The following is an 8,383-nucleotide window of genomic DNA, read 5'->3' on the forward strand; positions in this document are numbered from 1 at the left end:
GGCCCTCGTCGGCGACGGCCTCGTGGCGCGCCTGGGCGATGGACGCATCGCCGCCACCCCACGGGGCGCACCGGTACTCAACGCGGTGGTGGCGGCGCTGGCGGCCTGAGCGGTCCGGTCAGGTCCCGGACTTCGCCAGCGCCCGCGGAGCCGGGCCGACGATCGTCGCGCCGTTGTTGCGGATCTCGTAGACGGCGAGCGAGCGGTCGGTGAGGCCGTCGGCGCGGAAGCGGAATGTGCCGTCGATGCCGGCGAACCCGCCCGCCTTGGTCAGGGTGCCCTCGGCGAAGCGCTGCGAACCGTATTGGCGGTTCAGCGCCACCGAGAGGGAGACGGCGTCGTAGGCGAGTGCGGCCACCCGCGGCGGGCTCGCCCCGAAGCGGGCTTGGTAGCGACTGGCGAACGCGGAAAAGCCCGCCGGGTCGGGGGCGGCGAAGCGCCCGCCCTGGAGGGCCGGCAGGGCGAACAGGCGCGGCTCGTTCCACAGGGCGGTGCCGACCGGCCGGACGCGGGCCGGCGAGAAGCCGGCCTTGGTCAGGGCGCCGGCCACGACGGCCAGGCCGTCCGCGGTCTCGGGGATGAACAGGGTGTCGGCCTGGGCAGCCGGCCCGGTGATGACGCCGGCCAACCGCTCGATAGCTGGCCCCGGCGCGCCGGCCGGATAGCGCTCGATCCCGGCGAGCCGCGCGCCCTTGCGAGAGACCGCCTCGCGGAACTGGGCCTCGACGGCGTTGCCGTACGCGGTCTCGGGGATGAGCGCGGCGAAGGAGCGGCGCCCGCCGGCGACCGCCTCCTCGACCACCCGGTCGACCTCCGCCTGCGGCAGGAAGCTGAGGAGGTAGATCCCGCGGGCGGCCACCGTCGCATCCGTCGAGAAGGCGACGACCGGCTTTCCGGCGTTGCGGGCGGGCACCGCGGCGGCCTGGACGTTGGCGGCAAACAGCGGCCCGAGCAGGATGTCGGCACCCTCGGAGACGGCGGCCTGCGCGGCCTCGCGGGCGCCGTCTGGAGCCCCACGGTCGTCCTTGACCAGGATCTGGAGGTCGGGGGCCTGCGACTCGTCGTAGGCGAGTTCGGCCGCGTTGCGCATCGCCGCGCCCAAGACCGCGCCCTGGCCGGTCAGTGGCAGCACCAGGGCGAGCTTGACCGGGCCGTTGCCGATCTTCGTGCCGGCGGAGCCTGCGGACACCGGTCCTCCGGGAGCGGGGTCGACCGGCGGAGCGAGGTCCGCCTGGGGCGGGGGGGCGTTGCGGACCGCGCGGGGCGCATCTGGTCCGCCGACGCAGGCACCCAGCGCCACGAGGAGCGGGCCGAGCATAGCGGCAGCGGCGCCGGCCCGCGCGATGCGGGCTCGCGAGCGCGTCAGGGGCGCCATCGCAGGTCTCCTTCGGCCGGAACGATGCAGGCTTAAAGTCTGCACCGGAAAAGTAAACGCGCCGCACCGCGACTTGCCTGGGCAATCGCTTGTAAGCGCTTGCCCAGGCTTTTTTCTCGGCCTCAGTCGCCGGCGCCCGCATCCGCGGGCTCAGGCTTTCGCTTCGCTCTGTGTTTTCCGGGACAGTCGTCCCGAAAAACCCGCTCCGCGGGGCGCTCTTCGCGCCCTGAAGTCGCCGGGGCGACTTCGAGCGATTGCCCTGCCCACCTTGCGAAATTCCGGCGGCCCCGTCGCCGCGCAAAGGTCGTCATGCCAAGGTCGCCGGCGATGACCCAGCGATTCGACACGCCGCCCCGCCCCACTGCCCGCGTGGCGACCTTCACCGCCTTCGGGCTCGCCAGCGAGGCCGAGCCCCTGGCGCCGGGCCTGCACGTGGTGGCGACGCCGATCGGCAACCTGCGGGATGTGACCATCCGGGCGCTGGCGACGCTGGCCGCCGCCGACGCGGTGCTGGCCGAGGATACCCGCGTCACCCGCACGCTGCTGATGCATTACGGCATCACCACGCCGCTGCTCGCCTATCACGAGCACTCGAACGCGGCTGTGCGCGAGCGGATGGTGGCACGGATGCTCGCCGGCGAGGCCCTGGCCCTGGTCTCGGACGCGGGCACGCCCCTGGTCTCGGACCCCGGCTTCAAGCTGGTCCAGGCGGCGATCCAGGCGGGCATCGCGGTCACGCCCATCCCCGGCCCTTCCGCCGTGATGACGGCGGTGGTGGCCGCCGGCCTGCCGACCGACCGGTTCTTCTTCGAGGGCTTCCTGCCGCAGAAGGCGGGTGCCCGCCGCAACCGGCTCTCCGCCCTCGGCTCGGTGCCGGGCACGCTGGTGCTGTTCGAATCCCCCCACCGCCTGCCCGAGATGCTGACCGACGCCGCCGAGGTGCTGGGGCCCGAGCGCCCGGCCGCCGTGACGCGGGAGCTGACCAAGTTCTTCGAGACAATCCGGCGCGGCACGCTCGGCTCCCTCAGCGCGGAGTTCGCGGCGGAGGGCGCGCCCAGGGGCGAGATCGTGGTGGTGATCGGCGCCGCCCCCGAGACCGAGCGGACCGAGGAGCAGGATGCCGGCCTCGACGCGGCCCTGCGCGCGGCGCTCGCCCGCCACTCGATCAAGGACGCGGCCAGCCTCGTCTCCGACGAGACCGGCCAGCCGCGCCGCCTGGTCTATGCCCGCGCGCTGGCCCTCACCCGGCAGGACGATGGCGCGGCTTGAACCCGGCACCGCGGCGCGGCGGCGCGCCACGTATCTGCGCGGGCGCCGGGCCGAGTGGCTGGCGCTGGCTGCCCTGATGCTGAAGGGTTACCGGCCGCTCGCGGTCCGGGTCAGCCTGAACGGCGGCGAGATCGACCTGATCGTGCGCCGCGGCGCCACCGTGGCCTTCGTCGAGGTCAAGGCCCGCGCGCGGCTGTCCGAGGCACAGGAGGCCATCGGCGCGGACAAGCGGCGGCGCTTCTCGCGGGCGGTGCGGGCCTGGGTCTCGCGCAACCCCTTCGCGGCCGGCCTGACCCTACGGGCGGACGCGGTCTTCCTCGGCGCGCGCGGCTGGCCGGTCCACCTGCCCAACGCGTTCCCGATCGAGGGGTTGTAGGGAGTCAGCCCTGGGCGGCCTTCACGGCGCCGGTCAGGGTGCGCTTGAGGTCGGCCTGGCTGAAGGGCTTCTGCACCACCGGGCGGTCGCGGAACGGCTCGCGGATACCCGCCCCCCCGTAGCCGGTGGAGAAGACCAGCGGCAGGCCGCGGCGGGCGATGGCCTCGGCCACCGGGTAGATCGGCTCGCCGGCCACGTTCACGTCGAGGATCGCGACCGTGTAGGTCTCGGCCTCGGCCATCTCCAGGGCCGTCGAGAGGCGCGCGGCCGGACCGACCACGGTGCAGCCGAAATCGAGCAGCATGTCCTCGAGCAGCATCGAGATCGCGGCCTCGTCCTCGACGACGAGCACGCGGATGCCGGTGAGGACATCGTCGTTGGTTTCCGCAGTCACGCCGGGCTGTCTTCCCTTCAGAATCCGCTCCGTCGCCGGGAGCGCTGCCATGCGGCTTGGCCCCGTCGCGGAGCGTCGTGTCCGGTGCGGCCCGCCGCCCGGAACTACGCCCCGCAGCGGCCTGTCGAAGGCCCGCGGGACTTCTGAGGCGTCGCCCGTAAACCCAGGCGTGTCAAGCACGCGAGCGGGGTGCAGCCGAAGGCGTGGCGTCGCAATGTTACGAGGCGATACATTTTTCCGGCCCGATGCGGCAACCGTGCATCTGCCAAGCTTGGATGCCCGCAGCGCGGCGGCTCACTCGTCCTTGAACGTCACCTTCGCCCCGCGCGACACGTGCATCGCCAGTTCGCGCACGGCCCAGTTGGTCAGGCGGATGCAACCGTGGGATTCGGTCTTGCCGACCTTCTCGGGCTCGGGCGTGCCGTGGATGCCGTAGCTCGGGATGGCAAGGTCGATCCAGACGAGGCCGACCGGGTTGTTCGGGCCACCCTTGATCGAGAACTTCTCCCGGCTCTTGACGCCCTTGAAGGCGTATTTCGGGTTGTAGGTGTAGGTCGGCTCGAAGGCGACGCTCGTGACCTTGGTGTCGCCGCTGGGCGCCGGCTTCTCGCCGCTGCCGATCGAGGCGGGGTAATAGGCGACGAGCTTGCCGTCTCGGTCGAAGGCGCGCAGGTCGCGGCTCCCCTTGTCGACCTCGATGCGCTGGACCTTGGGCTCCCGCGGCAGATCCTTGGCGGTCGGCTTGTCCGTGCCCATAGGGGTCACGGCGGCCACCAGGATCACTGTGCCGGCCTTGTCCAGGGGCTTGTCCGGGTTGAGGGCGGAGAGGAGGTCGCGGCTCATGTGGAAGCGCTCGGCCAGCATCTCGCGGGCGTTGGTGTAGCCCAGGCTCTCGAGATCGGCCTGCTCCTCCATCTTGGCCGAAATTTTTTCGACGTAGGGCCCGGCGGCGTCAGCCTCGGTGATGGTGTAATCGGTCACAACCGGCGCCGCGTCGGCCTCCTGGAGCGCACGGACCAGTTCCGGGCTCAGCCCCTTGCCCGGCGGCAACCCCCGCGCCGCGGAAAAGGCTGCGAGTGCCCCCTTGAGATTGTCGCCGTCGTGCCCGTCGATCGCCCCGGGGGAGAACCGGGCCCGGTCGAGCAGGACCTGGACCTTGATCCGCAGCGGGTCCGGGCGCGCTTCTGCCTGCTTGCCGCCCCTCTTGCGCGAGGCGGCTGCCTCGGGCTTGGGCTTGCCGTCCGGGTCGAGGCTCGCGCCGTTGATCGCCTCGGCCGTGAGGGCCGCGGGCGCCGCCTCCGCCTTCCTGTCAGAACCCTTGCCCGGCTCCTTGGCCGGCGATTCCTTGGCTGCCAGCCCCGCGCCGCCGAGCCAGAGCAGGGCGAGGAGAGCCGAGCCCGCCCGCATCGAAAACCTACGCGCCATGACGGCCTTCAGCCTCTGGGGCCGGTCCGGCCCCTGCGCTCAATAAGCCTCTGGCCCGCCTTCGCGTTCCGGCGGGCCACGCCCTATTGGCAGAGCCGGTGGCCGCCGCTGCGCTCGCGCTCGTCCAGGTGGAAGTGGTTGGCGTGGGCCGCGTTCGAGCCGGGCCCGAGCACGGTGCGGAAGAAGCCGCAGGACCTCGCGCGGGCGTCGTCGAGGAAGCGCCCCTCGGGGGTGCCCTCCGGCATCGCCTTCACCGGGATCGAGGGCCGCCCAGCGAGGGCAAAACCCATCACGTCGACCCCGTTGGCGAAGGCGTGCTCGCTGAGCTTGGCCTCCACGTCGTGGTTCTGGCCCCGGCACTCGTAGGAGGTGCCGATCTCGATCCCCGTGACGGGCGTCTTCAGCTCCCGCTCGGCCGCGACCTGGACCTCGGTGGCCCAGCGCGCCAGGGCCTCCGCGGCGGTGCAAACCAGGATCGCCGGCTGCGGCAGCGCCACCCCGTCGGCCAGCGCCGTCAGCTTCAGGGGCAGGGGCGCGCCGCACTGGCCGCTGGAGAGCGGCGGCAACGGCTCGAAGGCGACGCCGAGGCGCTTGAGCCGCACCCGGCAGGCGGTGTCGTCGGGGGGCGCCACCTTGAGGGCGAGCGCCGCCTCGCCCGACAGTTCGGGTGGGCGGGCAGGCGGCGTCGGCGGCGGCACCGGCATCTCGGGTTTTTGGGCCTCTTCGGGCTTCTGGGCCTCGGCCGAGGGGGCGGGCGTCAGTTCGGGCGGGCGCTCCGGGGGTGTGGGCGCGCCCTGCAACGGCTGGCCCGGGGCAGGGGCCGGCTTGAGTTCTTCGGGCCGCGCGGGCGGCAAGGGGACCGTGGCCTCCGGAGGTCGGTCCTCACGCGGCGTGGCCGGCGCACCGCCCAGGGCCAGGAGGAGGGCGAGCCCGCTTGCCGCGGGCAGGCTGTTCTTCGTCCGACGCAGACGCATGGTTTCCTGCCCTTCACCGCGGCGCCCGGCACCCGGTGCGGGCGCCACGATCACGGGGTCCGCGCCGTTCGGCAAGGCCATGTGGGCAACGCCCGGCGGCCTTCGCGGCTTGCGGGGGCGCCACCACCCCATGGTAGACCTCGTCCCAGGAACGCCTTTCGGGGGGCCTCAGTCGACCCCATCTCGACGCCGGACCCCGACAACGCATCAAGGACCGGAATGAGCGCCACGATCGACGCCGGGCTCGACGCCCTGCCCGCCGACAACCCCTTCGCGGAAGCCGCCTGGAGCACGCCCCACGCGCTGCCACCCTTCGAGCGCATCCGGCCCGAGCACTACATGCCGGCCTTCGAGGCGGCGCTCTCGGCCCACGACGCCGAGATCGCGGCCATCGCCAACGACCCGGCACCGGCCGGCTTCGCCAACACGGTCGCCGCGATGGAGCGGGCGGGCCTCGCCCTCGATCGTGTGGCGGGCGTGTTCTACAACCTGACCGGCAGCCACACGAACCCGGACCTCCAGGCCGTGGAGCGCACGATCGGCCCGCGGCTCGCCCGCCACGGCAGCGCGATCTACCTCAACCCGGCCCTGTGGGCGCGCATCTCCGCCGTCGACGCCGAGGCGGACGGTCTCGGGCCGGAGGAGCGGCGGGTGCTCGACCGCTACCGCACCCGTTTCCGCAGGGCGGGCGCCGACCTCGACCCGCAGGCCAAGCTGCGCATGGCCGAGATCGCGGCCCGGATGTCGGAACTCGGCACGCAGTTCAGCCAGAACCTGCTCGCCGACGAGAGCGGCTTCATGCTGCCGCTTTCAGGCGAGGACGACCTGGCCGGCCTGCCCGGCTTCCTGCGGGCGGCCGCGGCAGACGCCGCGCGGGAGCGGGGCGGGGCCCACACCCACGTCATCACCCTGTCGCGCTCGCTGATCGAGCCGTTCCTGGTGTTCTCGACGCGGCGGGACCTGCGCGAGCGAGCCTACGAGGCCTGGATTCGGCGCGGAGAGAACGGGGGCGCCACCGACAACCGCGGACTCATCGCCGAGATCGTGGCCCTGCGGGCCGAGCGGGCGCGGCTCCTGGGATTTGCGAGCTTCGCCCACTTCAAGCTCGACGACACCATGGCTGCCACCCCGGACGCGGCGATGGACCTGCTGCGCGACGTCTGGACCCCGGCCCACCGGCAGGCGGCAGCCGAGCGCGACCGGCTCCAGGCCCTGGTTCAGGCGGAAGGCGGCAACTTCGCGCTCCAGGCCCACGACTGGCGCCACTATGCGGAGAAGCTGCGGCGGGCCGAGCACGACCTCGACGAGGGCGAGATCAAGGCCTACCTGCCGCTGGACGGCGTGATCCAGGCCGCCTTCGACACGGCCTCGCGCCTGTTCGGCCTGACCTTCGCGGAACTGGCCGAGGCGCCGCGCTACCACCCGGACGTGCGGGTCTGGCGGGTGGGCAACGCCGACGGCTCGGAGGTCGGCCTGTTCCTGGGCGACTATTTCGCCCGCGCCTCGAAGCGCTCCGGCGCCTGGATGAGCGCCTTCCGCTCGCAGGAGCGCCTCAACGGCACGGTGACGCCGGTCATCGTCAACGTGATGAACTTCGCCCGTGCCCCGGCCGGCGAGACTCCGCTCCTGTCCTTCGACGACGCGCGCACCCTGTTCCACGAGTTCGGCCACGCCCTGCACGGGCTCCTGTCCGACGTGACCTACCCGCTGCTCTCCGGCACCGCCGTCTCGGGCGACTTCGTGGAACTGCCCTCGCAGCTCTACGAGCATTGGCTGGAGCAGCCCGAGGTGCTGCGCCGGCACGCCCGCCATTTCGAGACCGGCGCGCCGATGCCCGAGTCCCTGCTGAAGAAACTTCTGGCCGCCCGAACCTTCAATCAGGGCTTCTCCACCATCGAGTACACCGCCTCGGCCATCGTCGACATGACCCTGCACCTCTCGGCCGAAGGGGAGGGCGGCCTCGACGTGCTCGCCTTCGAGGCGGACGCGCTCCGGCGCATCGCCATGCCGGCCGAGATCAACATGCGGCACCGCTCGCCCCACTTCGCCCACATCTTCTCGGGCGACGGGTATGCGGCAGGCTACTACAGTTACCTCTGGTCGGAGGTGCTCGACGCCGACGCCTTCGACGCCTTCCGCGAGGCCGGCGACATCTTCGACCCGGAGACGGCCGCGCGCCTGCGCACCTACGTCTACGGGGCGGGCAACCTGCGCGACCCGCGCGAGGCCTACACCCGCTTCCGCGGCCGCCTGCCCAGCATCGACCCGCTGCTGAAGAAGCGTGGGCTGGCGGCCTGAGGGGCCTGAACGGGTCCTGATGGACTGCGATCCGGGGTAAATCCCGGTGCGCGCGTCGCCATCCCGCCTCTGCGGGCTGGTGGATTGACACATCGCTTTCAGGGATGAGCCACAGCCTGACCGCGGGGCCTCTCCTCCCCCTTGTGGGGAGGAGCCGGAGGTGAGGGTGGCGCAGGAGGCACCGATACGCTTCATCGTGAACCACCCCCACCCCTGACCCCTCCCCACAAGGGGGAGGGGAAATCGCGTTCCGGAACAGAGGCTTATCCGGC

At 72.5% G+C, this 8,383-nt stretch carries 7 protein-coding genes; 3 read left to right on the forward strand and 4 right to left on the reverse strand.

Annotation, left to right across the window (positions count from 1 at the left end; genetic code table 11):
* Positions 1-118: 118 nt before the first annotated feature.
* Positions 119-1,375: a penicillin-binding protein activator gene (locus COGEMETH_RS21450; protein WP_238184667.1), complete on the reverse strand. Its 1,257-nt coding sequence runs from the start codon at positions 1,373-1,375 to the stop codon at positions 119-121.
* A gap of 327 nt (positions 1,376-1,702) precedes the next feature.
* On the opposite strand from COGEMETH_RS21450, the gene rsmI reads away from it, so the two are divergent.
* The gene (gene rsmI / locus COGEMETH_RS21455) at positions 1,703-2,644 is read left to right on the forward strand and encodes a 16S rRNA (cytidine(1402)-2'-O)-methyltransferase (protein WP_238184670.1); all 942 of its coding nucleotides are present in this window, start codon (positions 1,703-1,705) and stop codon (positions 2,642-2,644) included.
* A complete protein-coding gene (locus tag COGEMETH_RS21460; protein ID WP_238184671.1) occupies positions 2,631-3,020 on the forward strand; it encodes a YraN family protein in 390 nt (129 codons plus the stop codon). The genes rsmI and COGEMETH_RS21460 overlap by 14 nt, the downstream gene beginning before the upstream one ends.
* Before the next feature lie 4 nt (positions 3,021-3,024).
* Here the strand turns inward: COGEMETH_RS21460 and COGEMETH_RS21465 are convergent, their stop codons facing one another.
* The 3 genes from COGEMETH_RS21465 to COGEMETH_RS21475 all read right to left on the reverse strand — a co-directional run bounded on the left by COGEMETH_RS21465 (position 3,025) and on the right by COGEMETH_RS21475 (position 5,813).
* Positions 3,025-3,414 (reverse strand): response regulator, encoded by a 390-nt coding sequence (locus COGEMETH_RS21465; RefSeq protein ID WP_238184673.1) that lies wholly within the window; start codon positions 3,412-3,414, stop codon positions 3,025-3,027.
* 294 nt (positions 3,415-3,708) lie between these two features.
* A complete protein-coding gene (locus tag COGEMETH_RS21470; RefSeq protein WP_238184676.1) occupies positions 3,709-4,839 on the reverse strand; it encodes a L,D-transpeptidase family protein in 1,131 nt (376 codons plus the stop codon).
* 83 nt (positions 4,840-4,922) lie between these two features.
* A complete protein-coding gene (locus COGEMETH_RS21475; protein ID WP_238184678.1) occupies positions 4,923-5,813 on the reverse strand; it encodes an extensin family protein in 891 nt (296 codons plus the stop codon).
* A gap of 219 nt (positions 5,814-6,032) precedes the next feature.
* Between COGEMETH_RS21475 and COGEMETH_RS21480 the strand changes: the two genes are divergently transcribed.
* The gene (locus tag COGEMETH_RS21480; protein ID WP_238184680.1) at positions 6,033-8,111 is read left to right on the forward strand and encodes a M3 family metallopeptidase; all 2,079 of its coding nucleotides are present in this window, start codon (positions 6,033-6,035) and stop codon (positions 8,109-8,111) included.
* Positions 8,112-8,383 lie beyond the last annotated feature (272 nt).

It is taken from the genome of Methylobacterium trifolii, assembly GCF_022179685.1.
Taxonomy (GTDB): domain Bacteria; phylum Pseudomonadota; class Alphaproteobacteria; order Rhizobiales; family Beijerinckiaceae; genus Methylobacterium; species Methylobacterium trifolii.

Excerpts from the sequence above, each read along its gene's own strand:
- COGEMETH_RS21450 (WP_238184667.1), bottom strand. The coding sequence starts at position 1,375 with ATGGCGCCCCTGACGCGCTCGCGAGCCCGCATCGCGCGGGCCGGCGCC.
- rsmI (WP_238184670.1), top strand. The coding sequence starts at position 1,703 with ATGACCCAGCGATTCGACACGCCGCCCCGCCCCACTGCCCGCGTGGCG.
- COGEMETH_RS21460 (WP_238184671.1), top strand. The coding sequence starts at position 2,631 with ATGGCGCGGCTTGAACCCGGCACCGCGGCGCGGCGGCGCGCCACGTAT.
- COGEMETH_RS21470 (WP_238184676.1), bottom strand. The coding sequence starts at position 4,839 with ATGGCGCGTAGGTTTTCGATGCGGGCGGGCTCGGCTCTCCTCGCCCTG.
- COGEMETH_RS21475 (WP_238184678.1), bottom strand. The coding sequence starts at position 5,813 with ATGCGTCTGCGTCGGACGAAGAACAGCCTGCCCGCGGCAAGCGGGCTC.
- COGEMETH_RS21480 (WP_238184680.1), top strand. The coding sequence starts at position 6,033 with ATGAGCGCCACGATCGACGCCGGGCTCGACGCCCTGCCCGCCGACAAC.